The sequence below is a fragment of the Roseibium sp. MB-4 genome (assembly GCF_053005265.1).
This window is the reverse complement of sequence record NZ_JBRKQB010000002.1, coordinates 244522-266986: the sequence shown is the minus strand read 5'-3', so window position 1 is coordinate 266986 and position 22465 is coordinate 244522. Positions and strand designations below refer to the sequence as shown.

Below are 22465 nucleotides of genomic sequence, written 5' to 3'. Positions count from 1 at the left end.
ATTCCGTAGCGGTATTCCATTCAAGATACTTATGTTTGGTTAAATTGGTCTTGCAGATTTCGACTAGAGGTTGCTGGCGTGTTGGTGCCTACTTTCCGTGTTTGACCTTCAAGTACTTCAAAAGAGGATTTGCTGGTCAGATTAGCTTGTTATTTTGCTGTTCTTGGAGGCGGTCTCAGCTTCAGCGGAGGATAAAAGTTCGCCCATGAAGTCGGACACGCTGGGCCCCTTAGTTGCAATGAACGGCGCCGGCCGGCACACGGCAATCGCGGCAATGCCAATCCTTGCGGTCAAAATACCGTTGATGACACCCTCGCCAAGCCGCGCCGACAGACGTGCTGCCACACCGTGACCAAGCACTTGTGAGGCAAGGCTATCACCTGCGGCCATGCCGCCGGTAACTGCAAGATGGGCCAAGACGTGCTTGGCCAGCCGGATAAAGCCAAGCGTGCCCGGACGCCCGCCGTAAAGGGTCGACAGTCGGCGGATGATGCGGACGTTTTCAAACAACACCATCATAAGGTCGACCAACGCCCGGGGGCTGACAGCCGTAACGATTGAGACCCGCTTGGCACTGTTCATGACGATCTTGCGGGCTTCCTGGTCCAGAGCCTGCAAAAGATCGCGCTCAGCCAGCATCACCAGATCCTTGCCGTCGATGATCTCGCGCATATGGCCACTCAACGTCTTGCGTCCAAGCGCGGTCTCCGGCCGGTCCTGGTAAATGGCGAGGAGGTCTTTCAGGCTCTCTTGCGCCTTTTGCGCATCATCGGTGTCAGCGGCGGTTTGTAATCGCTCCCGGAGATCGTCGATGCGCTTGAGACGGAGAACACCGGCAAGTTCGCGTGCAGTCAGGCCAATCAGTCCGGCAACGGCGATGGCGGCAAGGGCGACGCCAAGCCATCCGAGCCAGTCGGTTCTGGAAAAGAGATCCCGGATCAGGCTGTCTATGGCCAGGCCGATGCTGAGGGAAACAAGACCACCGAGACCAACCAGAAGCCATTTGCCGAAGCTGGAGCCGGACTTGGGTGTGCTGGCCGAGGGGGGGAGGCGCGGGGCTTCCTCGTCAAGCACCTCTTCGGTGATCAATGCGTGGTCGGCAGATGGGTTTTCAGCATGGTCATCGGAGAGCTGAACCTTGCTGTCATCGAGACGGAAGGCGGCCGGTTTGCGGGGCGGGCGGTTGTTCGTATCGGTCATGCCAGACGGTCTCCGAGAAGGAATTCCAAGGCCCGGTCGAGGCGGATATGGGGTAGGGACAGTGTCAGGCCTTCTGCGGTCGTGTCCAGCTTCGGCGGCCGGAACCGCATAAACTGCAGTGAAGGATCAGTCTGACGTGGAGTTTGGCCGGTGACTTGAGAAAGTGATTCAATATCCTCAAAGAGCATGTTCGGGTTTTCCGGTAAGTCTCCGGGAAACATCGCGATTTCGGTATTGCCGTCGTAGGTTTCACCGTCGATCTTCTCGCCTGGCAGGGGGGTGCCGAGGATCGCCGGCAGCTTCTGGCCCTTGTGGCGGACACTGGCTTCCCGGGTCGCGCGCACGGCTGCGAGCGCAAGGACATTAACTTCAGCGCCCTTAAACCGCGCACGATCAGCGGCTCTGCCCACCAGGCGGTGGGTGATTGCTTCCAAACGGTCGTGATCGGTGCGGTGAACATGGTCGGCCTTGGTGGCAGCAAAGAGGATCCGGTCAATCCTACGGCTGAGAATGGACGACAGCCAGCTCCGGCGGCCCGGCCGGAATGCCGACAGCACTTCGCTGAGAGCAATTTCCAGATCCAGCATTGCATGTGGGCCCGCGTTTAGAGCCTGCAGGACATCAACGAGGACGATCTGCCGGTCAAGCCGTGCAAAATGGTTGCGGAAGAACGGGCGGATCACATGGGTCTTGTAGGCCTCGTAACGCCGCTCCATCATCGCGCGCATCGTGCCCGTCCGCGCCGGGGGCGCATCCGGGGCAATGTCGAGTGGGGCGAAGGTGAGCGCTGGAGACCCGTCAAGGTCGCCGGGCATCAGAAACCGACCGGGTGGCAGCATCGACAAGGCATGTGCATCCGCGCGGCATGCGCTCAAGTAGCTTTTAAAAGCCGCTGAGAGAATCTGCGCAGTTTGTTCATCTTCCGGCGCATCCGCTTTTGCAGCGGCTTCATTCAATGCCTCAAGGTAGGGTCCGGCAATCGATGATCGGTGCTCTTTCCGTGCCCGTGCAACAGCCTCGGCTGAAAACGTTGCATAGTCCTTGTCGAGCAAGGGCAAATCCAACAGCCATTCGCCGGGATAGTCGATGAGGTCCAGATGCAAGCGCCCTGGCCCAAGTTTCCGGTAAACGTAGGAGGCACTCTCATAGTCGATGGTCAGTCTGAGCTCCGACACTTGCCGCGTTGACTGCGGCCAGATCCGGTCTTTGACCAGGGCCTGAACATGGCTCTCGTAGTCGAACCTTGGAACCGCATCGTCGGGCTGGGGCTGAAGGCGTGCACCGGTCATCCTCTGACCCGCTGCGGCGCTGAAGACAGGCAGGCGGCCGCCATGCACCAGATTGTGCACGAGTGATGTCAGGAACACGGTCTTGCCCGCGCGGGCAAGGCCGGTGACGCCAAGACGCAGGCTCGGCACAGCGAAGTCCGTGGCGGCATCTGTCAGATTGGCAAGGGTCAGCCGGGCTTCTTCGGCGAGATTTGTTAGGGATGTCAAGCAATGGCCTCCATTGCCGTCATGTAGGCGTCAGTCCATGGACTTGCAAATGCCAGGGGCGCTCCGGTGATTAGTCGTCCAATTTTGCGGCGAGATCCCGGGGCTTGACGAACCGCTCCAGGTGGCCGGTTCCGATCTGCACTTCATCCCAGCTGGCAATGTCGAAGTCGATGACTGCGAGCGCGCCAGTAGGGAACTTGATCCGCAGATCTGCCATGGCATCTGCATCACCGGTTCCGGCGAGTTCGATTGCGGTCTGCTCGGTGGCCGGGTTGTGCCCAATCACCATGAGCTGTTGGGCCCGTCCGCCATGGCGCCGGATCACGTTGGTGTAGCTGAGATCGCTTTCGTCGTAGATATCGGACAACAGATGGATCTGCGCTTCCTGGGGTTGAAAGGGCAGGGTGCGAGAGAGCGTCTCGCGGGTTCGCAGAGAGGTCGAGCACAGGATGCGGTTTGGAAGGAGGTTTTGTTCGCGCAGATACCGCCCCATCACGCGGGCAGCGGATTTCCCGCGTCCGTTCAATGGACGGTCAAAATCTGCAAGATCGGCGTCTCCCCAGTCGGATTTTGCGTGCCTAAATAGGTAGAGACGCATGCAGATGCCCTCGCTTTTGTCCTTTGGAGCCGAACCGGGTCAATTCTGGCGGGCCAATGCTTCTGTGAAAGACGCGATTGCCGGACCAATGTCAATTTCCTGGGTTGGTAGAGTGTAGGCCATCCAAAGGGTGAAGTCGGCTTTCGCACCGGCAAAATGCCAGAAGGTTTCGCATTGGGTCGCGTTATCCCGCGTACCGGTCTTGAAGGAAATGCCTGTCTCGGCGGGGCCGCTTAACAAGATGGATTCAAACCCGGCTGCTTTATAGCTGCGTGAAAAACTGACTGCTTCGCGGCGTCCTGAGCCTTGCAAGTGCATCCGCAATACCGCGGTAATGCCGTCGCGGCCGGTATAGATGCAGCCAGCCAGGCTGGAGCCATCACCTTCCATCACCTTGATACGGTAAAAAGCTCCAATAACATCCGGGCAGCGCAGGCCGGTGAAATGCCGCAGGCCCTCTACATCGCTCTGCCAGCCAGCCTCAGCTTCCGGGCTCACCTGGGCCTCGGCGGCATCAATGCCGGAGAGTGTCCAAGCGCCGATCAAGCAGAGGAGGGCAAGTTTCGTCAGATGGAGCATGTCAGATGCGTCCCGTGATCGGATTATCCCCGTTCCCGGCGTGCCATGAATGCCAGACGTTCAAAAAGATGGACATCCTGTTCATTCTTCAGCAAAGCACCGTGCAGAGGCGGAATCAATTTCCCACTATCCTGTTGGCGCAAGGTCTCAGGGTCAATGTCTTCATTTAGAAGCAGCTTGATCCAATCGATAAGCTCCGAGGTTGACGGCTTCTTCTTCAGGCCCGGAACATCCCGGACTTCAAAGAACATGCGCAGTGCTTCGTTGAGCAAGCGCTGCTTGATGCCCGGAAAATGAACTTCGACGATTTCTGTCATCGTCTCAGCATCCGGGAATTTGATGAAGTGGAAGAAACAGCGGCGCAAGAACGCGTCCGGCAGGTCTTTTTCGTTGTTCGACGTAATGATCACGACGGGGCGCTGCTTGGCGCGAACCGTTTCACCTGTCTCGTAAACGTGGAACTCCATGCGATCGAGTTCGAGCAGAAGGTCGTTCGGAAACTCGATATCCGCCTTGTCGATTTCATCGATCAGCAGTACCGGTTTTTCCGGTGCCACGAACGCATCCCAGAGTTTGCCTTTGCGGATGTAGTTGTTGATGTCCTTAACCCGTTCGTCGCCGAGCTGGCTGTCGCGAAGACGTGATACGGCATCGTACTCATAAAGGCCTTGCTGCGCTTTGGTTGTCGATTTCACATGCCACTCGATCAATGGGGCGTTGAGGGCTTGGGCGACCTGTTCCGCAAGGACAGTCTTTCCTGTTCCCGGTTCGCCCTTGACCAGTAGGGGCCGCTCGAGTGCGACTGCGGCATTGACCGCAACTCTCAAATCCTCAGTGGCGATGTAACTATCGGTGCCTTCAAAGCGCATGTGGGTGTCCCTGTCATTCATGTTGCCGAAAGGTGGCAGGCAGGAGCATGGGATGCAAGTCAGCTTTTTGCCGAGTGTGCCGGTTGAACACCGGTAAGTGGAGACTCTTGCCTGTCCGCCGGGAAGTTTTTGCCGCTCTGAACACGGTGTGCCGCTGTCACTCGCCGATAATTAATCCAGAAAATAACTCTATCTAACTGAAATTATTTGTTGAATTTGACTCATGTGCCGTTTGGCACATTGCTTGCTCATCCTCTTCGAAACCGGGCTGTCCTTGTTCAGGAGCATGCCCACAGTGACCAAGAGGACGAAACATGGGTATTTACGGGGCGATCAACTCCGCCGTTTCTGGTTTGTCAGCGCAGGCGACCGCGCTTGAAAATATCTCGGGCAACGTTGCGAACTCACAGACGGTTGGGTTCAAGCGTCTCGATACAACCTTCTCCGATCTGGTGTCCGGTGGCGGTTCCACGCAGGCCGACCAGGTCTCTGGAACAACCTATGCCACGTCGCGTGCAACCAACACGATCGGCGGCGACATCTCATCCAATGACGTTGATACCTATATGGCCATCAACGGCGAAGGTTACTTCGTCGTGACACAGGCAGCCGATTTTGTTGACGGTTCGACAACCTTTGCGGATGACACGTTCTACACACGGGCTGGCGACTTTGAAGTCAACAAGGAAGGCTACTTCGTCAACCAGTCGGGTTACTATCTGAAGGGTTTTCCTCTTGATCCGACGACCGGCAACCCGGTCGGTGACAATCCATCGGTTATTCAGATCAACAGTCAGCCGCTGGCCGCGAATTCAACAACAACTGTGAATTACCAAGCGAGCTTGCCGACTGTTCCAGATACCACGAACTACGATGGTTCCGATGCCGCAACGGCCCTGCTGAATACAGGTGCGAACTCTCCGCCTGCGACTGGTGCAAACCTTGGAGCCAGCGACATCGCGGTTGGCGGCACCAATGAAACGGACTTCCTGGCCACTTCAATTACAGGCGGTTCTGTCACAACCTACAATTCGAACGGCTCGGAAGTTCCATTGAATATCCGCTGGGCAAAGATCGACAACACTGCAGGCGCTGAAGTCTGGAGCATGTACATTGATACCGGCGGCGATGCGACGAACGAGTACTACAAGATCGGTGATGTTACGTTTGACGGTAACGGCGACATCAGCACGCTTACCCCGAACGGGGCCGGCGCTGTAACGGTCACCAACACTGGTACGGAAAGCTTCACGCTTGATGAAATCACAGTAGGCGGTGTCACAGCTGGTACTGCTGGTAACGCAGCCGACAGCATCACCATCTCTTTTGCAAATGGTTCTTTGACGCAATTTGCAGATCCGGATGGGATCGCGACATCCGTCAACCTGAGCCAAAACGGTTATGCAGCCGGTGAACTCACAAACATCGCCATCGATGAATCTGGCCGCGTGATTGCGAGCTATTCCAACAACCAGACACGTGCGCTGTATGAGATTCCACTGGCAACTTTCCAGGCCGAGCAGAACCTGCGCCGGGTGGATGGAGCGGCCTTTGCTGCTACCTCCGACTCCGGTGATGCCGACCTGTCCGGCGGCGGTGCCGTGATCTCCAACGCTCTTGAGCTCTCCAACGCAGATATTGCGGACGAGTTTTCCAAGCTGATCATTACGCAGCAAGCCTATTCGGCAAACTCCAGGATTGTCACCTCTGCGGACGAAATGCTGGACAGCGCCCTGAACATGGTCCGCTAACGCTCATCCGCTGGCGGCTTTGGCCGCCAGCGATCCCTTTTCTGAGTAATTCTGAGGAGTAGCCGCCATGGGACTGACAAGTGCCCTGAACACAGCGGTTTTCGGCATATCGTTCAATCAGCGTCAGATCGATGTCACTGCGTCGAATATCGCGAACGCTGATACGGCCGGCTATTCCAAGAAAACAGTCTCTGCAAATGCTTACTTCGACGGCGAAGGCAATGTCGCCGGGATCGTCACGAACGAGATCAGCCGCATCATCAATGAAGAAATCCAATCGGATTACTTCAATTCCTTGGCCGACACGAACTACGGCAAACAGATTGCTGCTTTCACAGATCGTCTCGACGACATTTTTGGCACCATTGGTGATCAGACCGGCCTATCAGCCCTGGCAGGGGAGTTGACTGCGGCACTGTCGTCGCTGGTCAACCAACCAGGCAACTACGCCGCACAGCAGGAAGTGGTAGCTGCTGCTGACGCAATGGCGCGGGAATTGAATTCCTCCTACCAGCAGATTGCCGATTTGCGCCAGGAGGCGGACGAGGCGCTTGCTCGCCAGACGGAGACCGTAAACAGCCTTCTATCCAGCATTGAATCAATCGATGCGGCCATCCGTGATGCCACACAGGCTGGCGTTTCCAGCTCGGAAATGGAAGACGAGCGCGACCGCCTCGTTGAACAGCTTTCCGGCTATCTGGATCTCAATGTCAGCAAAACGACCACGAATACGCTGTTTATTCAGACCAAAAACGGTCAGCCATTGTTCTCTGATGGTGAGGCAGCAACGCTAGCCTTTCAGCCGACAAACAGGCTGGGAGCAGATCAGCAGGGTAACGCCATAGTCGCAACGACGGCCGGTGGTGCCCAGTTTGATATCGTACCTGCAGGGGCCTCAGGGCGTGACCGCACGACTGGCACGGGCCTCATGGTCGCAACCATGGAGTTGCGGGACGACGTCCTGATCGAGGCGCAAAAACAGCTGGACACCATCGCAGCTGAACTTTCTCTGGCGTTTTCCAATGTGACGCAAGCCAGCACAGCGGCAACCGTCGGTCCGGATTCGGGCTTCGATCTGCCTGTGTCCGGTCTTCAATCCGGCAATACAATCAATCTGGAGTACACCGACTCGGCTGGTCAGTCGCAGACGATCACGCTGATGGCGGTCAGCGATCCAACGCTGTTGCCGCTTGCAAATACAGCAACAACCAATCCAAGTGACACGGTTGTCGGCATTGACATCTCCAGCGGTACTCCTGCGACCTACATCACGAATATTATCGCAGCCTTGGGAACCGCAGCGCCGGATTTGCAGGTCTCCAACGACGGCAGTGACAACCTGCGCATTCTCGGCGACAGTACCACCGTACCCAATGCGACAACGGTTGAGAGTTTGTCGGCGAATATTACGCCTTCAGCGACCACCGATCAGGGCTTGGGCCTGTCGATCTTTGTTGACCAGCGTAACGGCACTGAAGTGTTTACCGATGCTCCTGAGAACGGCGGACAGCGCGTCGGGTTTGCGAATGGAATAAGCGTCAATCCCGCTCTGCTGGCAGACAGTTCTTTGCTTGTCGATTACCAGACAACCCCAGCTGCAAACTCTGAGAACGACCCTGCACGGGCGCAGTATCTTTTAAATGCATTGACCAACGAAACTGCCTATTTCGATCCTGAGGCCGGTATGGGCAGCAGCTCGAGCCCGTTCCAAGGAACTGTTCTGGACTACATCAACCAGACGGTGGCCTATCAGGGCAACCAGGCAGCTGATGCAAAGACGTATTCGGATTCCAAAGAAGCTCTGACGCTCAATCTCGCGGTCCGATACGAGGAAAGCTACTCGGTCAATCTCGATGCTGAAATGGCGTTTCTGGTTCAGCTGGAAAACGCCTATGCGGCGAATGCCCGTGTCATGCAGACGATCAATGATCTGATGCAAGAACTTCTGAACGTGGTGAGGTAGCGTATGCCAGTATCATCCATCTCAACGTCGCGGAGTTACCTGACCAGCCAGCTGTTGAACCTCAATGACAAGCTCACTGAGAAGACAACACAGCTGGCGAGCGGCAAGGTTGGCAGCACCTATGGCGACATTGGCGATCGCCGGCTGCTGGATATTCAGCTGACGCAAAAAGTCAGCCTGATCGAATCCTATCAAGAGACAATCACGATCTCCAACTTGCATCTAGAGGCGATGACCGTGTCGTTGGATCGTTTGGAAGATATCCGGCGGGACGCCAAGTCCGCCATGGATACAAATGACTTTGTGATCCAGAGCGATGGTCAGACCCAGACCCAGTCAAGAGCAGAGCTCTTGTTGAACGAAGCTCTTAATATCTTGAACACTGAAGTCGCCGGTTACTACCCGTTCGGCGGAACGGATGCGATCTCCGATCCGGTCCAGGCCATTGATACCATTATGAACGGGGCCAACGGCCTTTCAGGCCTGAAGGACTATATGAGCGAGTTCTCCCAAGCGAACTTGGGTGCCTTAAATAATGGCCGGATGACCGTGTCTGCCCTAACGACAACACCCGGGCCAGTGGATTCCACGTTTACAATTGCGGAAGACGGGGCACACGATTTCGGCTTCGATATTTCGGCCGTGACATCAACGCTGACCAACGTGACACTCACAGGTCCAGGGGGAGGGGATCCAGATACCTTCGATGTTCAATTCACGGGACAACCGACGCTTGGCGAGCAGATTGAAATTACAATAACGCTCCCGCCTGACCATACCAATACAACGACAATCACGCTGACGGCCGCCGCCTCCAATGAAGCTGAGGGGACATTTGCGATTGGCGCGGATTTGGAAGAGACGGCACAAAACCTCCGCGACGCTATTGCTCAGGAGTTGGAAGATGCCGCACAAACAACCCTGAAGGCTGCATCAGATATTTGGGCTTCGGACGAGTTCTTCAGCACTTACAACGGTGAAGTCCCGCAGAGAGTTGACGGTCCTCCTTACACCACTGCGACTGCGCTGACGTCCGGCGCAACGGATACAGTCTCTTGGTACACAGGACGCAACACGACGACCACGGATCCGCGCACCGACAAGAACGCGATCATTGATACAAATCTGACGGTAGAATATGGCGTCAGGGCCAACGAGGAGCCACTTCAAGAGCTCGTGCAAACACTTGCAACATTTGCTGCGGCTGATTTCTCCGGTGGCGCCCAGCTTGATGAAGAGTACTACAACGCGCTCTCGACAGATTTACGGGCCATATTGCAGCCTCCTGGCATCGATCAGTCTGGCATCGTGGACATCTCGACAGACATTGCAATCGCGCATCGAACCGCAAGTTTGACGGATCAACGTCACGTCCAGGTCGTTAACACCTACGAGGCGACCATCGGAGAGATCGAAGGCATTGATCAGGACCGACTTGCCGCAGAAATCCTGCAACTCAGGACGAACATCGAAGTCTCCTACAATGCCTCTTCGATCGTCTTCAACCTGAGCCTTGCCGACTATCTGAGGTAAGGCCTTCACTCGACCAGAATGCAAAAAAAGCCGGTGTCAATTCACCGGCTTTTTTGTCGTCTATATGGGGAGCTGGCTTATTCAGGCTTTGCCCGCAAGCCTTCCGCGATCGTGCGGTTGATGCTGATAAGTGCTCCAAGCTTCTCCGGATCTTGCGTCGTGATGACGGTCATCGTCTGTTTGAAGACAAAAACCCCCAGAGATCCGATGTTGTTCTTGATTTCCAGTGGCAGAGAACTCTCTTCGCTGGTCGCAGAAGTGACGAGAACCGTCCAGAGTTTACGGTTGTAAATCAGGGCGTCATCGACCTCTGCAAGGGAGAGGTCATCCCATTCATCCTTGATCAGCTGGAGCCGGGCTGCGGCTTTCATCAGCAGAGTCGCTTCCAGCTCCCGCGGCGATACCGGTGCTGCCTGGCTGGTTTTCTGATAGGCCTGCGCTGCCTGTTTGTACATGACTGATCAGCGTCCCTTCATACTCAATGAGCTTACGAGCTTCTTTCAGTGCCTTGTAGAAGGATCCGGATATGATCGAGTTACTAATCCGCGTGACATAAGGGATTGTACTCGGTGCGGCCTTCACGATGTCATTGACCAGGGTGAAGTAACTTTCCTTAACTCGCTCCAGGTCGGTGGATAAATACATCAACTGAACTGCAAGATAGACACGTTTTGCTGGTGTATCTGCGGTGTCAGGTGTGAGAATGTCCTTTTCTCTAAGGATCGGCGCGTCGCCCTCGATGAACAGGCGGGTTCTCTGGTTGTCATTGGTAATTACGCTTTCACCAATGATGATCCTTTCTCCCGGCTTTAACTCGACCTTGAGCGCCATTCCTTGACCTCCACGTTTGAGTATCGGAGCGAAACGTTAACAAATAGGTTAACACTTTCACCCGATACCTGCCGAATCCGGCTTTTCCGGTTAGCCGAACAGGCTGAGTACACTTTGTTCCGCCTGGTTGGCCAGGGACAGGGCCGTTGATGACAGCTGTTGCCGTGTTTGAAGGGCCAGCATGTTTGCGCCTTCTTCATTCATGTCGGCAATTGTCAGGTCGCCAGCACCCACTTCAAGTGTATTGATGATGTTCTGGGTAAAGTCAGTTCGGATCTCGACTGTGGACAGCGCTGTGCCCAGACTGCGGGCGGAGTTACGAAGCTCGTCCAACGAAGCGTTAATCGCCTGCAGGACCCGTTCTATGTCCGTGTCGGTCTTGAATTCCGAGGCTGTTGCACTCAACGCCACCGTTCCGGATGTCGACGCCAGACGCATCCTGTTGAAGTCGTTGTTATCGCTGGTGATATTAAACGACACTTCACCGATCAGACTGATGCTTCCTCCAGAGAAAGTGGCATCAAGTCCTTTCACGTTGTTGATCAACTTGACAAGATCGTCGACGGTCGTTTCTTCGTCAATCTCAAGAGATGCTGGTTCGAAGCTGTTTCCGTCGGTGATGGTGATTGTATCACCAGCCTTAAATCCGCCTGAGGTAATTAGTGTCGCAGTCGAAGAAAGGGCTGTTGCAGTCAGTGTCGTCGCACCAGCGGTGATACCACCATCGGAAGTGCTGCCGCCGCCGTTTGCGTCTTTGGTAATCGTGACGTTGCTGTTCAGACCTGTCACGAGAGTGATTGAGTCCGTCGTTTCGTCAAAGGATGCGTGGACGCCTGAAAGGTTATCGAGCGCGTCAACGTAGTCCTGAACAGTAACGATATCGACCCCGACTGTAAGGGTTGTCGTCGTTGACCCATCTGTGACCATCACATGGTTGTTGTCCGCAAATGCGGCCAGATCCGTGAGGTTGGATGAGGCCTGCAAACCGGTCAGGGTCAATTGGGCGCTGCCGCCGTACATATTAAACGAGGAAGTGCCGCTTGCGCCTGTCGCAAGGTCGTCAAGGTTAAGGCCTGTATCCAGCGTGGTGTCGGTGAAATCGACCGGATTCACGGTCAGGTTTGATGTGCTGTCTTCGTTAAAGATGACTTCAAGCTCATTGCCAGCACCTGCAAGCAGGTTCTTGCCCTTGTAGCCCGAATCCTTAGCCATATCCTCGATTTGCTCAAGAATGGCATTGTACTGGATGGCAAATTGGCGCCGTTCGTACTCACTGGATGTCTGGAGAGCCTGGTTCGCGATGGCCTTGGCGGATTCAACGAGTTTGGTGATCGATGTAATGCCATCATCGGCTGCGCGAAGCGTTTGAACGGCTTGACCCATATTGTCCAACAGATTGGACAGGTCATTTGCCCGGTCATTCAGGGATTGCGCGGTAAAGTATGAATTCGGATTGTCGAGGGCCGAATTTACCTTCAAGCCGGTCGCAAGGCGGTTCTGAGTTGTTTCCTGAAAAGCCGCAGTCTTTTTCAAAGACAACAGATTGTCGCGAACCGCGCTGGAAAGAACAATATCAGGCATCTGGCTTCACCGCATTTCCTGTTCAGTACTCGTACAGGCCGCTGCTGGATACTTGTTCACAGATCAGGGCCACGTGCGTAAATCTAAACGGAAAGTTAATCGGTGATGCACGAATTAACGTTATTTAAATAAAAGTTACCAAAAACTTTCTTTTAACTAATTGAATTTACGAGAGAAAATTTTTGACTTCTGCCAAGTAATTGCAGTCAGGCAACAAAAACGGCGGGTGGTGAACCCGCCGTTTGTGCTCCTGTTCGCGTTTTTTGCTGCGAAACTGATTCTGCTTTTAGAACAAGGACAGTACGGTCTGATCTGCCTGAGAAGCGAAGGACAAGGAGGTTGATGCCAACTGCTGCCGTGTCTGCAGGGCCAGCAAGTTTGCACCCTCTTCGTTTGTATCTGCCAAGGTGAGTTTGCCAGCACCTTCTTGCAACGTATTGACGATAGCCCGGGTAAAGTCCTGCCGGTTTTCAACAATCGAAAGGTTGGTACCGAATTCGGATGCTTGGGTTCTAAGGTTTCCAAGTGAGTTGTTCAGCCGCGTGATGACCCGGTTGATTTCAGTGTCAGTCGCAAACCCGGAGTCTGTCAGAGCAGACAAGGACTGCGCACCATTTGCGGTGGCAGCAAAGTTTGTGGAGGCAAAATCTGTATTTGCGGAACCACTTCGCTCACTTGATACCGTCAAGTCCGTTTCCGACGTGATGCTCAGACGACCAGTTGTGTTGTTGTACTGCGCGTCAACGCCGTTGAAGTCATTGATGAAATTGACCAAGTCGGAGACTGTCGTGCTCGCTTCGATTTCAAGCGAACCGAGCTCGTAGTTGTTACCGTCGGTCAATGCAATCGTGTCACCGACCGCGAATGAACCACTGTTTGTCAAAAGCGAACCGGTCGTCAATGCCGAGGCATTTACTGAAGCCGCAGAACCGATCGTCAGAGCGGTTGTCGCTGTTGTGTCTGTGTCGGAGATCAGGAAGTCCTGGTTGCTGTAGATGGTCAGCTCACCGTTGCTTTCGTCAAACTCGGCACGAACACCTTCCGTGTTGTTAATAGCGTCCACAAGATCTTGAACTGATGCGCCGCTGCTGACGTTGGTACCTATAAGTGTTGGCGTGCTGGACTGGACGTTCGTGAATTCCAGGGTCGTCGTTGTCGAAATAGCCGTCGACTCGCTCAGTATTGAGCTTGAGTTCAACGCACCATCGGCACCGGTGAGGGTGATGGTTGTAGCGCCGCCAAGCAGATTGAACGCAGTAGCGCCGCCCTGTCCTTCCACCAGATCCGATAGATTGAGACCAGTAGAGAGAGTAGTGTCAGTGTAATCAACTGCGGAGATATCAAGACGAGAAGTTGAATCTTCGTTGAAAAGTGTCCGCAGATCATTGCCTGCGCCAGCAAGCAAGTTTTTGCCTTTGTAGCTTGAGTCCCGAGCAGTATCTTCAATTTGCTCGAGCAGTTCATTGTACTGCGCGGCGAATTGTTTCCGCTCGTACTGACTCTGTGTCTGCAGGGCCTGATTTGCTTTTGCTTTAGCGGACTCAACCAGCTTTGTGATGGCTGTAATACCGTCATCGGCAGCTTTAATTGTGTTCACTGATTGGCCCATATCGTCGAGCAGGCTGCTCAAGTCGCTTGCACGGGCGTTCAATGCAGAAGCGGTGAAGAAGTTGCCCGGGTTGTCGAGCGCAGAGTTTACCTTCAGACCGGTCGCCAGTTTGTTCTGGACGTCCGCTGTCAAAAAGGATGTGTTTTGGAGGGTAAGCAGGTTCTGCCGAACGGCAGCCGAAAGCGTAATGCCTGACATCAATAATCCCTTTCCTGGGTCATATGTTCAGCTGCTCTTCCTGAGCAGGTTGGCACAAGAATTCCCTGTTAACCTTAATCAATAGTAAAAGGGGTTGCGGATTGCTGGATTAGTACAGAAGAGCTATCATGAATACTGTAAAAAATAGCAATTATGAGACAAAATTTCAGTAAATTATATTGTAAAAAATAACAATGTTAATAAAGTGAATGGCACCTTGGTTAACGCGAGGAATGGCGGAAATGCTTGCATTCCGCATTGCGTTTGCCATCGGTATTATGAAAATTGAAATTGGCAAAAAAAAACGGGCCGCGAGGCCCGTTTTGCAAATAGCTTTGAAGTTAATAGGCGATGTTGACCAATCAACGATTCCTAAAACAGCGACAAAACCGTCTGATCTGCCTGTGATGCGAAGGAGAGGGAGGTTGATGCCAACTGCTGACGAGTTTGCAAAGCCAGAAGGTTTGCGCCTTCCATATTTGTATCTGCAAGTGTCAGTTCGCCAGCCCCTTCCTGCAGCGTATTGATCATAGCGGTGGTGTAATCCTGTCGATGCTGAATCGTTGACAGGTTGGTGCCGAACTCAGAGGCTTGAAAACGCAGGGTGGAAAGTGCGTTGTTCAAACGATCCACCACTCTGTTGATGTCACCGTCTGTTGCAAAACTAGAGTCTTCCAAAGCGGACAAAACAACACCATCACTATTTGCGCCAAAATCTACAGCATTGAAATCAGAGTTGGTGCCGCCGCCGCGATTGCTGCCAAGTGTCAGGTCGGTTTCCGACAGGATACTCAACCGACCGGTTCCTTTGTTGAAGGATGCATCAACGCCCTGGAAATCGTTGACGAAATTAACAAGGTCATCGACCGTTGTGTCTTCATCAATCTCGAGCGAGCCAAGTTCATAATTGTTACCATCGGTCAGGCTAAGGGTATCGCCGACTGCAAATGATGCACTATCAACCAGTTTTGCGCTGGTGGTGTTAAAATGAGAAGCATCGACTGCCGCTGCGGTGCCGATCGTAATTGGGGTTGACAGGCCGCCCACGCCAACCTCGCTTATCAGCATATCTTCATTGCTATAAATCGTCAGCGCTCCCGTCTTGTCGTCGAATTCTGCACGTACGCCGTTTAGATCGTTCAGAGTATTCACAAGCTCTTGTACGGTCTGGCCACCGTTCACAGTTGATGAGCCACTGATAAGTTGAGCAGATGGGGTCGTTTCACTCCTATCGACAAACTCAAGCGACGTTGTCAGGCTGGCGATGGCAGATGCTTCGGCAAGTTTAGAACTTGAGTTCAGAGCACCATCTGCGCCTGTAAGAGTGATTGTCGTTTTGCCACCCGTCAGATTAAATGCGGTGGCCCCTCCTTGACCTTCAATCAAATCTGAAAGGTTTAGGCCGTTGGAAAGCGATGTTTCAGTGAAGTCTACCGCCTCCATAGTCAGCTTTGACGTCGCGTCTTCATTAAAAATTGTTGTCAGGTCGTTGCCAGCCCCAGCAAGGAGGTTCTTGCCCTTGTAGGAGCTGTCTTTTGCGACGGCTTCGATTTGGGACAACAGGTCATTGTACTGTGCGGCGAACTGTTTGCGCTCATATTGACTTTGCGTTTGCAGTGCCTGATTGGCTTTTGCCTTCGCTGATTTCACCAATTCGGTGATGGTTGTGATCCCCTTGTCCGCAGCTTTGATGGTCTGGACGGATTGGCCCATATCATCAAGCAACGTGCCGAGATCACTTGCCCGGGCATTGAGACCCGACGCCGTAAAGAAGGAATTCGGATTGTCGAGGGCCGAGTTCACCTTCTTTCCGGTCGCCAGTTTGTTCTGGACACCGGACATGAAATCAGCAGTGGACTGGAGGGTAAGCAGATTCTGCCTTACGGCAGCCGACAGAGTGATGTCAGACATTCAGGATCCCTTTCCTGGGGTCATGACGCCTCTTCCTGAAGCGTCAAAAATTACATTGTTAAAAATAACAATAAAAACTGTGTCGCACTTTTATGGTTAATAAGGGTTTAACGACGTGTGGGAAGGGAATTTCTTTGTTTTGAAACAAGCCGAAAGGGGAGGCATGCGCAGTTGCCGTAAAAGCGACGGATCGTCGGCCTGGCGGTTCGCGGCCGATCAGTGGAGACAAAAGAAAAAGGCGGGCCAAAGCCCGCCTTCTCTGATTGTGTTTAAGACTTTCTGTCTTAGAAGAGACGCAGAACGTTCTGGTCTGCCTGAGATGCGAAGGACAACGAAGTCGAAGCCAGCTGCTGACGGGTCTGCAGGGCCAAGAGGTTTGCACCTTCCTCGTTGGTGTCGGCAAGTGTCAGCTTACCAGCACCTTCTTCCAGCGTGTTTATCAGGCTTCGTGTGAAGTCCTGACGGTTTTCAACGATGGAAAGGTTGGTACCGAATTCAGAAGCTTGGGAACGCAGGTTGGACAATGCGTTGTTCAGCTTGCTGATCGTCCGGTTGATGTCGTTGTCGGTTGCGAAACCAGAGTCGGACAGTGCAGAGATGCTGAAAGAACCGTTGGTCGTTGCAGCAAAGTTCTCACTACCGAAGTCGGTGTTGTTTGAACCATCACGGCTACTGTTGATGGTCAAATCTGTCTCTGAGGTAACGCTGATCCGTCCACCAGCGAAAGTTGAACTTACGCCGTTGAAGTCGTTGATAAACGTGTTCAGATCATCAACGGTTGAGGAACTCTCGACTTCGAAAGATCCAAGCTCATAGCCGTTGCCGTCGGTCAATGTAATGACATCACCAAGTGCGAACGAACCACTGTCCGTAAGGGACGAACCAGACGTGAGCGCAGATGCATTTACCGAGGCCGCAGAACCAATCGTCAGAGCGGTTGTAGCGGTGGTATCAGTATCAGAGATCAAGAAGTCTTGGTTGCTGTAGATCGTCAGCTCGCCGTTGGTTTCGTCAAATTCTGCACGAACACCTTCAGTTGCGTTGAGAGAGTTGACCAGATCCTGAACGGTTGCGCCGTTGCTCACGGTCGTACCGATCAAAGTTGGCGTCGAGGACTCAACGTTCGTGAATTCCAGAGTTGTTGTTGTTGAAATCGCAGTGGATTCGTTCAACGTGGAGCTGGAGTTCAGGGATCCATCAGCACCTGTCAGGGTGATGGTGGTCTTGCCGCCGGACAGGTTGAACGCAGTTGCGCCACCTTGACCTTCAGTCAGATCGGACAGGTTCAGACCAGTCGACAACGTGGTGTCGGTGTAATCAACAGCGGAAACATCCAGTTTGGACGTGGAGTCTTCGTTGAAGATGGTCCGAAGGTCATTGCCGGAACCCGCGAGCAGGTTCTTGCCCTTATAGCCGGCGTCTTTTGCAACATCTTCGATCTGTGTGAGCAGTTCATTGTACTGCGCAGCAAACTGTTTCCGCTCATACTGGCTACCGGTTTGCAGGGCCTGGTTAGCTTTAGCTTTTGCGGACTCAACAAGCTTCGTGATGGCGGTGATACCGTCGTCGGCTGCTTTAATGGTCTGAACCGATTGGCCCATGTCATCGAGCAGGGTGCCCAGATCGTTTGCACGGGACTGAAGACCGGAAGCGGTGAAGAAGTTGCTCGGATTGTCCAGAGCCGAGTTCACTTTTTTACCGGTGGCCAGTTTGTTCTGGACATCGGACATGAACGATGCGGTCTGCTGGAGGGTGTTAAGGTTCGCACGAACCGCGCTGGACAGAGTAATGTCAGCCATTTTGTTTCCTTTCTAGGAACACGAGATACACAGCCCCTTCCTGGGACTGGCACGCATGAAACGGCTGAAACTGAAAACGGAATCTAAATAAACATGGTTAACAAGCGTTATGGATAACGTAAAGTAAACACGTGTAGGCGGCGGGGTTACACCCCGTCGCCTGAAATAGTCGTCATTTCAATGCTCTACTGTTGTTCTTGGCTTTTTGATGAAAGCGCCAGGAACTTGAGAGCAGTCTGCCTTAGAACAACCGCAGCACGTTCTGTGATGCTTGGGACGCCATCGACAGGGAAGTGGACGCCAGCTGCTGCTGTGTTTGCAGAGCCAGAAGGTTCGCGCCTTCAACGTTGGTATCAGCCAGTGTCAATGCGCCCGCACCTTCCTGCAGTGTGTTAATCAGGTCGGTCGTAAAATCTTGCCTGTTTTCTACGATGGAAAGATTTGTACCAAATGTGGACGCTTGAGCACGCAGTGTGTCCTGAGCAGATTTCAATGCAGAAAGGGCTGTCTCGATTTTTGCATCCGTGTCGAAGTCACTGATTGTTCCACCAGTCCCGATTTCTTCGGATCCGTTTTTCAGCTGAATGCCTTCACCGGCAAACGTGATGTTTCCGGTCGTGTTGTCATAAGTTGACGTAACGCCGGTTAAGCCGTTGAGTGCTGTTGCTAGATCGGCCATTGACATGGTGTCAGTTATTGAAACTGTTCCAACAGAGTCGCCTTTACTGTCCGTAACGGTGAGGGTGTCGCCAGCTTTATATGTACCCTGATCTACGATGTGAGCTGTTGTTGACGTTCCGTCGGCGGCAAACTCAAGTTGAGCTGTTGCAGAAGTGGCCGTGCGGTCGATATCGCTCAGACCAAGGCCAGCAGATGAGTTGGTGTAATCAACTGCTGAAATTGACAGGGATGACGAGCCGTCTTCGTTGAAGGTCAGGGAAAGGTCATTGCCAGTTCCGGACAAAAGGTTTTTACCCTTATAGCCCGAGTCTTTGGCCAAATCTTCCATCTGGCTCAGCAGGTCATTGTATTCCTGAGCGTATTTGGAACGCTGTACTTTATCTGACGTCTGCAGCGCCTGGTTGGCTTTTGCCTTGGCGGCATCGACCAGGTCGGAAATCGCCGAAATCCCTTTGTCTGCTGCCTTTAGTGTCTGAACGCCTTGGCCCATGTCATCGAGCAGGGTGCTGAGATCGCTTGCGCGGTTCTCCAAGCCCTTTGCCGTGAAGAATGAATTCGGGTTGTCGAGCGCGGAGTTCACCTTCTTGCCGGTCGCCAGCTTGTTCTGAACATCCGACATCATTTTCGCGGTCGAAGTCAGAGTGTTGAGGTTGGCCCGTACGGCGTTGGTGAGGGTGATGTCGGACATTTCTTTTCCTTCCTTGGAAAAACGCAAAACAAGATTCCCGTCCTGGGGATCACCGACCAAGAAAGACTATAGGTATTAATGACAATGTAAAAAATACGGTTAGCAGAAATTAAGGTTAACAAAGTCCTACAGTCACAATTTGGCTGAAACGAGCCGTTCCAGCAAGGAAGACTGCTGTGTTTCTGGGAATGAGTGCTTTAACCGAGCCGCCTAACGGTCTCTTTCGAACGATTTTCTTGGACTGTTCCCGCCCGTGGCTGACCGATGTTGGTTTTGATTTTGGCGACGGCTGATTGGGGGAGGCCTGGGGAGTGATCGATCACGTTCGGATGGATACTTGCAAAGCCGGTTGGACTGGCAGCAGCGGGAACTGCGGTCTCAGTGGGAATGACGAGCTTCTACCCGGGCGATAGGCTCGACACGATGCGGGGGCATCAGGTGACAAAGCAGTTCAGATTGTGATGTTTTGGAAACTGGAAATAGATATGCGTGCCACAAGAAGCATGGCTCAGGAACGAGCCGTTCAACCGTGATTTACACTGTGCGTTGAACGGCTTCGTCTTCAGAGCTTGAGCGCTGCTGTTCTTCGACCTGGGTCCGGTAAGCGGCAACCGTTTCGCTGTAGGCACGCAGTCTCAGCAAGGTTTCGCTTGGAATCTGGCGAATAACATCGCCGGTTTCCGTGTTGGTTGCAACGTAGATGAGGCTTTCGCTGTCTTCGTCGAACACGTTTTGGCGTGTCACGGGTGGCGTGTAACGCTCCAGTGCAGACTGATCAGCGCGGCCCTCACTGGCCCTGTTCTGTTCGTTTGTCGCAGCCCGTTGAGATCCAGATGAATCTGCAGAAGGACGGACAGTGTCCTCCGCTGGCAAATCCGTAGAACTTGCCGGTTGATCTTTTTCCGGGGCGCGTGTCACCGGCGTGATCGCCGTATATGTCGGCGATGGAGGCCGGACTAATGCGGTATCCATTTTGCCCTCCGGGTAACGTCATACTATGGCCCGATAGTGACAAAAATAACGTAAGGGAATGAATCTTCTGTTAACGGAATAGTTAGAATTTTAAGGAGTTGGATTTATCTTCTTGTGACCATTTTTGATTCGTTTTCAAGCCCGCGTCTCTCAGTTCGTTTTGATAGCTAAAACTGGATACTGAGGAAACTATCAAGGCTCGGCTGGTGTTTCAAAGAGATTGGTTCACAGCAATGCCTTGAGCTGATTGCGGGCCATTGGGAGAGGCGCCCGTCCGGCCGTAAGTGGTCGGCGCTGTTGCGTTTTTGGCCCCAACAGCCTTTGCGACCGACGTCACAATGTTATTCGTCACTTCGCGGGCCGTTGCAAGAACCGCCAGATTGATGCGCAGCACGGGTTGGAATTCGCCATGCTGTCGGCGCAGCGACTGTGTTGCGGCGGGCGCAAGGTTGCCAAGCGCAACAGCATGGTCTTTTGCGGACATCATGCCGCGCGTATATTCATGAATGAGGCGCGCCTTGTCGGCTTGCAACTCACCGGCTTCCTTAAGTTTTCCAGCCCGGACAAGATCTGTCTCCATTTCGATCACGGACAGGAGCGCTTCCATGGTCCCGGATAATGCGGAGCAGAAGTTTTCAGCCTCCTGCTTGCTGGCCGGACGGTCGAGAGAAAAGGGAAGGGTGCTGGTATCTGGTTGTGCGGTCATCGGGCGCCTTCCTGCAAAGCAAGCAGTTCACGTTCAACACTATCTGCGATTCCAACGCCGCCGGCAGCAGAAATCGTACGGGCATATTCATCGACAAGCATGCCTTGCCAGGCATCAGACCCCGTTCCGCCACCCCAGGCGCCGCCATTTTCAAGGCCGGAAAACATGCTTTGCAGCATATTGTTCAAGAACACGGCTTCGAATTCTTCTGCAGCGGCCCGCGCGGCGGTCTTGTCACCCGGGTTCACACCCTGGAGGACATCAAGCGGGTTGGAGCGCGGCATGGAAGGGGCAAGTGGCAAATCCATCAGAGCACCTCGATTTCGGCTTGGAGAGCACCGGCAGCTTTGATTGCCTGGAGGATGGAGATCATGTCACGCGGACCAATTCCGAGCGCATTCAGTCCATCAACGAGTTGTTTCAAAGTCACTGTATTTGGAACGATCGCCAATTTCGCGTCTGGATCGGTGTTCACATTAAGATCCGTGCGTGGTGCGATCGCTGTCTGACCGTTTGCGAAGGGCAGCGGCTGAACGACTTCCGGTGTTTCTGCAATCGTCACGGTCAGGTTGCCTTGAGCAACAGCCACCATCGAAACCTTGACGTCCTGGCCCATGACGATGATGCCGGAGTTTTCATCGATGATGACCCGTGCGGCAAGGTCCGGTTCAACAATCAACTGTTCAATATCGGTCAACAGATCAACGATGTTGCCATCGTATTGGCGCGGCAGGTCAAGCTGGACTGTTGCCGGGTCGACAGGCTCTGCAGTTGGCATGCCGATCAATTCGTTGATGGACAGCGCCACGCGCCGTGCTGTGGTGAGATCCGGGTTGCGCAAGGCAAGGCGAACTTTTGTCAGCGATGCCAGTTTGAAATCCAGTTCGCGCTCGACAAGGCCGCCATTTGCGATCCGGCCAGCTGTCGGGACGCCGCGGACAATGGACGCAGCGTCGCCTTGTGCCGAAAAGCCGCCAATCGCGACTGAGCCCTGCGCGATTGCATATACTTCGCCATCTGCACCAACCAAGGGCGTCACAAGCAGCGTGCCGCCCTGAAGAGAAGAGGCGTCGCCCAAAGCGCTAACGCTCACGTCTATCCGCGTCCCTTGAGTGGAGAACGGCGGTAGGTTTGCCGTCACCATGACAGCTGCAACCGTGTTGGTGTTGAGCGGAATGTTCCGTGTGTTCACACCGAGCCGTTCCAGCATGGCCTGCAAGCTCTGCTGCGTAAACGGTGTGTTGTTGAGGCTGTCGCCAGTGCCGTTCAAGCCGACAACCAGGCCGTACCCGATTAGTTGGTTCTCACGAATGCCTTCAAAATCCGCGATGTCCTTGATCCTTGAGGAAGCGACAGCTTGAACAGCGATCGCAAGCTGTAAGCAGACAAGGGCAGCCGCAATGAGTGTGACGCGGGCCGCGCGGTTTTCGAAATATGTGATCAGACGACGCATTCTTCACGCAGATCCATCTAAGAGGCCGTTTTATCAGCCAAGGGTCA

19 protein-coding genes are annotated in these 22465 nt (G+C 53.7%); 3 read left to right on the top strand and 16 right to left on the bottom strand.

Annotated features, from left to right (window positions below; translation table 11 throughout):
- Window positions 1–141 precede the first annotated feature (141 nt).
- The 5 genes from ACVDG4_RS12330 to ACVDG4_RS12310 form a co-directional block, all read right to left on the bottom strand.
- Complete coding sequence (locus ACVDG4_RS12330) at window positions 142–1200, bottom strand: YcjF family protein (protein ID WP_447235279.1); 1059 nt, start codon at window positions 1198–1200, stop codon at window positions 142–144.
- Window positions 1197–2696 (bottom strand): YcjX family GTP-binding protein, encoded by a 1500-nt coding sequence (locus tag ACVDG4_RS12325; RefSeq protein WP_447235278.1) that lies wholly within the window; start codon window positions 2694–2696, stop codon window positions 1197–1199. The genes ACVDG4_RS12330 and ACVDG4_RS12325 overlap by 4 nt, the downstream gene beginning before the upstream one ends.
- Before the next feature lie 70 nt (window positions 2697–2766).
- A complete protein-coding gene (locus ACVDG4_RS12320; RefSeq protein WP_209174080.1) occupies window positions 2767–3294 on the bottom strand; it encodes a SixA phosphatase family protein in 528 nt (175 codons plus the stop codon).
- A gap of 39 nt (window positions 3295–3333) precedes the next feature.
- Window positions 3334–3873: a hypothetical protein gene (locus ACVDG4_RS12315; RefSeq protein WP_306149095.1), complete on the bottom strand. Its 540-nt coding sequence runs from the start codon at window positions 3871–3873 to the stop codon at window positions 3334–3336.
- Between the two features lie 23 nt (window positions 3874–3896).
- Window positions 3897–4742: an AAA family ATPase gene (locus ACVDG4_RS12310; RefSeq protein ID WP_040452303.1), complete on the bottom strand. Its 846-nt coding sequence runs from the start codon at window positions 4740–4742 to the stop codon at window positions 3897–3899.
- Between the two features lie 314 nt (window positions 4743–5056).
- Here ACVDG4_RS12310 and ACVDG4_RS12305 point away from each other — a divergent pair, with 314 nt between their 5' ends.
- The 3 genes from ACVDG4_RS12305 to ACVDG4_RS12295 all read left to right on the top strand — a co-directional run bounded on the left by ACVDG4_RS12305 (window position 5057) and on the right by ACVDG4_RS12295 (window position 9989).
- On the top strand, window positions 5057–6493 hold the full coding sequence (locus tag ACVDG4_RS12305; RefSeq protein ID WP_133946533.1) for a flagellar hook protein FlgE: 1437 nt from the start codon (window positions 5057–5059) through the stop codon (window positions 6491–6493).
- Window positions 6494–6560: 67 nt separating this feature from the next.
- Window positions 6561–8456 (top strand): flagellar hook-associated protein FlgK, encoded by a 1896-nt coding sequence (gene flgK, locus ACVDG4_RS12300; protein ID WP_447235277.1) that lies wholly within the window; start codon window positions 6561–6563, stop codon window positions 8454–8456.
- A gap of 3 nt (window positions 8457–8459) precedes the next feature.
- Window positions 8460–9989: a flagellin family protein gene (locus ACVDG4_RS12295; RefSeq protein WP_447235276.1), complete on the top strand. Its 1530-nt coding sequence runs from the start codon at window positions 8460–8462 to the stop codon at window positions 9987–9989.
- A 77-nt stretch (window positions 9990–10066) separates the two neighbouring features.
- Here the strand turns inward: ACVDG4_RS12295 and ACVDG4_RS12290 are convergent, their stop codons facing one another.
- From ACVDG4_RS12290 to ACVDG4_RS12240, 11 genes are all read right to left on the bottom strand, one after another.
- Window positions 10067–10378 (bottom strand): flagellar biosynthesis regulator FlaF, encoded by a 312-nt coding sequence (locus ACVDG4_RS12290; protein ID WP_228198267.1) that lies wholly within the window; start codon window positions 10376–10378, stop codon window positions 10067–10069.
- A complete protein-coding gene (gene flbT, locus ACVDG4_RS12285; protein ID WP_286183269.1) occupies window positions 10323–10820 on the bottom strand; it encodes a flagellar biosynthesis repressor FlbT in 498 nt (165 codons plus the stop codon). The genes ACVDG4_RS12290 and flbT overlap by 56 nt, the downstream gene beginning before the upstream one ends.
- A 90-nt stretch (window positions 10821–10910) precedes the next feature.
- The gene (locus ACVDG4_RS12280) at window positions 10911–12401 is read right to left on the bottom strand and encodes a flagellin N-terminal helical domain-containing protein (RefSeq protein ID WP_306149098.1); all 1491 of its coding nucleotides are present in this window, start codon (window positions 12399–12401) and stop codon (window positions 10911–10913) included.
- Between the two features lie 286 nt (window positions 12402–12687).
- The gene (locus tag ACVDG4_RS12275; protein ID WP_209174074.1) at window positions 12688–14208 is read right to left on the bottom strand and encodes a flagellin N-terminal helical domain-containing protein; all 1521 of its coding nucleotides are present in this window, start codon (window positions 14206–14208) and stop codon (window positions 12688–12690) included.
- Window positions 14209–14580: 372 nt separating this feature from the next.
- Window positions 14581–16119 (bottom strand): flagellin N-terminal helical domain-containing protein, encoded by a 1539-nt coding sequence (locus tag ACVDG4_RS12270; RefSeq protein ID WP_209174073.1) that lies wholly within the window; start codon window positions 16117–16119, stop codon window positions 14581–14583.
- 284 nt (window positions 16120–16403) lie between these two features.
- A complete protein-coding gene (locus ACVDG4_RS12265; protein ID WP_306150145.1) occupies window positions 16404–17918 on the bottom strand; it encodes a flagellin N-terminal helical domain-containing protein in 1515 nt (504 codons plus the stop codon).
- 241 nt (window positions 17919–18159) lie between these two features.
- Window positions 18160–19287 (bottom strand): flagellin N-terminal helical domain-containing protein, encoded by a 1128-nt coding sequence (locus ACVDG4_RS12260; protein WP_447235275.1) that lies wholly within the window; start codon window positions 19285–19287, stop codon window positions 18160–18162.
- A gap of 534 nt (window positions 19288–19821) precedes the next feature.
- Window positions 19822–20259 carry a flagellar protein FlaG gene (locus tag ACVDG4_RS12255; RefSeq protein WP_447235274.1) on the bottom strand — a complete coding sequence of 146 codons (438 nt, stop codon included), beginning with the start codon at window positions 20257–20259 and terminating at the stop codon, window positions 19822–19824.
- A gap of 211 nt (window positions 20260–20470) precedes the next feature.
- Window positions 20471–20965 (bottom strand): hypothetical protein, encoded by a 495-nt coding sequence (locus tag ACVDG4_RS12250; RefSeq protein ID WP_209002126.1) that lies wholly within the window; start codon window positions 20963–20965, stop codon window positions 20471–20473.
- Window positions 20962–21273, bottom strand: coding sequence for a rod-binding protein (locus tag ACVDG4_RS12245; RefSeq protein ID WP_209174069.1), 312 nt, complete (start codon window positions 21271–21273; stop codon window positions 20962–20964). The genes ACVDG4_RS12250 and ACVDG4_RS12245 overlap by 4 nt, the downstream gene beginning before the upstream one ends.
- Window positions 21273–22418, bottom strand: a complete 1146-nt coding sequence (locus ACVDG4_RS12240) for a flagellar basal body P-ring protein FlgI (protein WP_447235273.1) — start codon at window positions 22416–22418, stop codon at window positions 21273–21275. The genes ACVDG4_RS12245 and ACVDG4_RS12240 overlap by 1 nt, the downstream gene beginning before the upstream one ends.
- Window positions 22419–22465 lie beyond the last annotated feature (47 nt).

Excerpts from the sequence above, each read along its gene's own strand:
- ACVDG4_RS12330 (WP_447235279.1), bottom strand. The coding sequence starts at position 1,200 with ATGACCGATACGAACAACCGCCCGCCCCGCAAACCGGCCGCCTTCCGT.
- ACVDG4_RS12320 (WP_209174080.1), bottom strand. The coding sequence starts at position 3,294 with ATGCGTCTCTACCTATTTAGGCACGCAAAATCCGACTGGGGAGACGCC.
- ACVDG4_RS12315 (WP_306149095.1), bottom strand. The coding sequence starts at position 3,873 with ATGCTCCATCTGACGAAACTTGCCCTCCTCTGCTTGATCGGCGCTTGG.
- ACVDG4_RS12310 (WP_040452303.1), bottom strand. The coding sequence starts at position 4,742 with ATGCGCTTTGAAGGCACCGATAGTTACATCGCCACTGAGGATTTGAGA.
- ACVDG4_RS12305 (WP_133946533.1), top strand. The coding sequence starts at position 5,057 with ATGGGTATTTACGGGGCGATCAACTCCGCCGTTTCTGGTTTGTCAGCG.
- flgK (WP_447235277.1), top strand. The coding sequence starts at position 6,561 with ATGGGACTGACAAGTGCCCTGAACACAGCGGTTTTCGGCATATCGTTC.
- ACVDG4_RS12295 (WP_447235276.1), top strand. The coding sequence starts at position 8,460 with ATGCCAGTATCATCCATCTCAACGTCGCGGAGTTACCTGACCAGCCAG.
- flbT (WP_286183269.1), bottom strand. The coding sequence starts at position 10,820 with ATGGCGCTCAAGGTCGAGTTAAAGCCGGGAGAAAGGATCATCATTGGT.
- ACVDG4_RS12280 (WP_306149098.1), bottom strand. The coding sequence starts at position 12,401 with ATGCCTGATATTGTTCTTTCCAGCGCGGTTCGCGACAATCTGTTGTCT.
- ACVDG4_RS12275 (WP_209174074.1), bottom strand. The coding sequence starts at position 14,208 with ATGTCAGGCATTACGCTTTCGGCTGCCGTTCGGCAGAACCTGCTTACC.
- ACVDG4_RS12270 (WP_209174073.1), bottom strand. The coding sequence starts at position 16,119 with ATGTCTGACATCACTCTGTCGGCTGCCGTAAGGCAGAATCTGCTTACC.
- ACVDG4_RS12265 (WP_306150145.1), bottom strand. The coding sequence starts at position 17,918 with ATGGCTGACATTACTCTGTCCAGCGCGGTTCGTGCGAACCTTAACACC.
- ACVDG4_RS12260 (WP_447235275.1), bottom strand. The coding sequence starts at position 19,287 with ATGTCCGACATCACCCTCACCAACGCCGTACGGGCCAACCTCAACACT.
- ACVDG4_RS12255 (WP_447235274.1), bottom strand. The coding sequence starts at position 20,259 with ATGGATACCGCATTAGTCCGGCCTCCATCGCCGACATATACGGCGATC.
- ACVDG4_RS12250 (WP_209002126.1), bottom strand. The coding sequence starts at position 20,965 with ATGACCGCACAACCAGATACCAGCACCCTTCCCTTTTCTCTCGACCGT.
- ACVDG4_RS12245 (WP_209174069.1), bottom strand. The coding sequence starts at position 21,273 with ATGGATTTGCCACTTGCCCCTTCCATGCCGCGCTCCAACCCGCTTGAT.
- ACVDG4_RS12240 (WP_447235273.1), bottom strand. The coding sequence starts at position 22,418 with ATGCGTCGTCTGATCACATATTTCGAAAACCGCGCGGCCCGCGTCACA.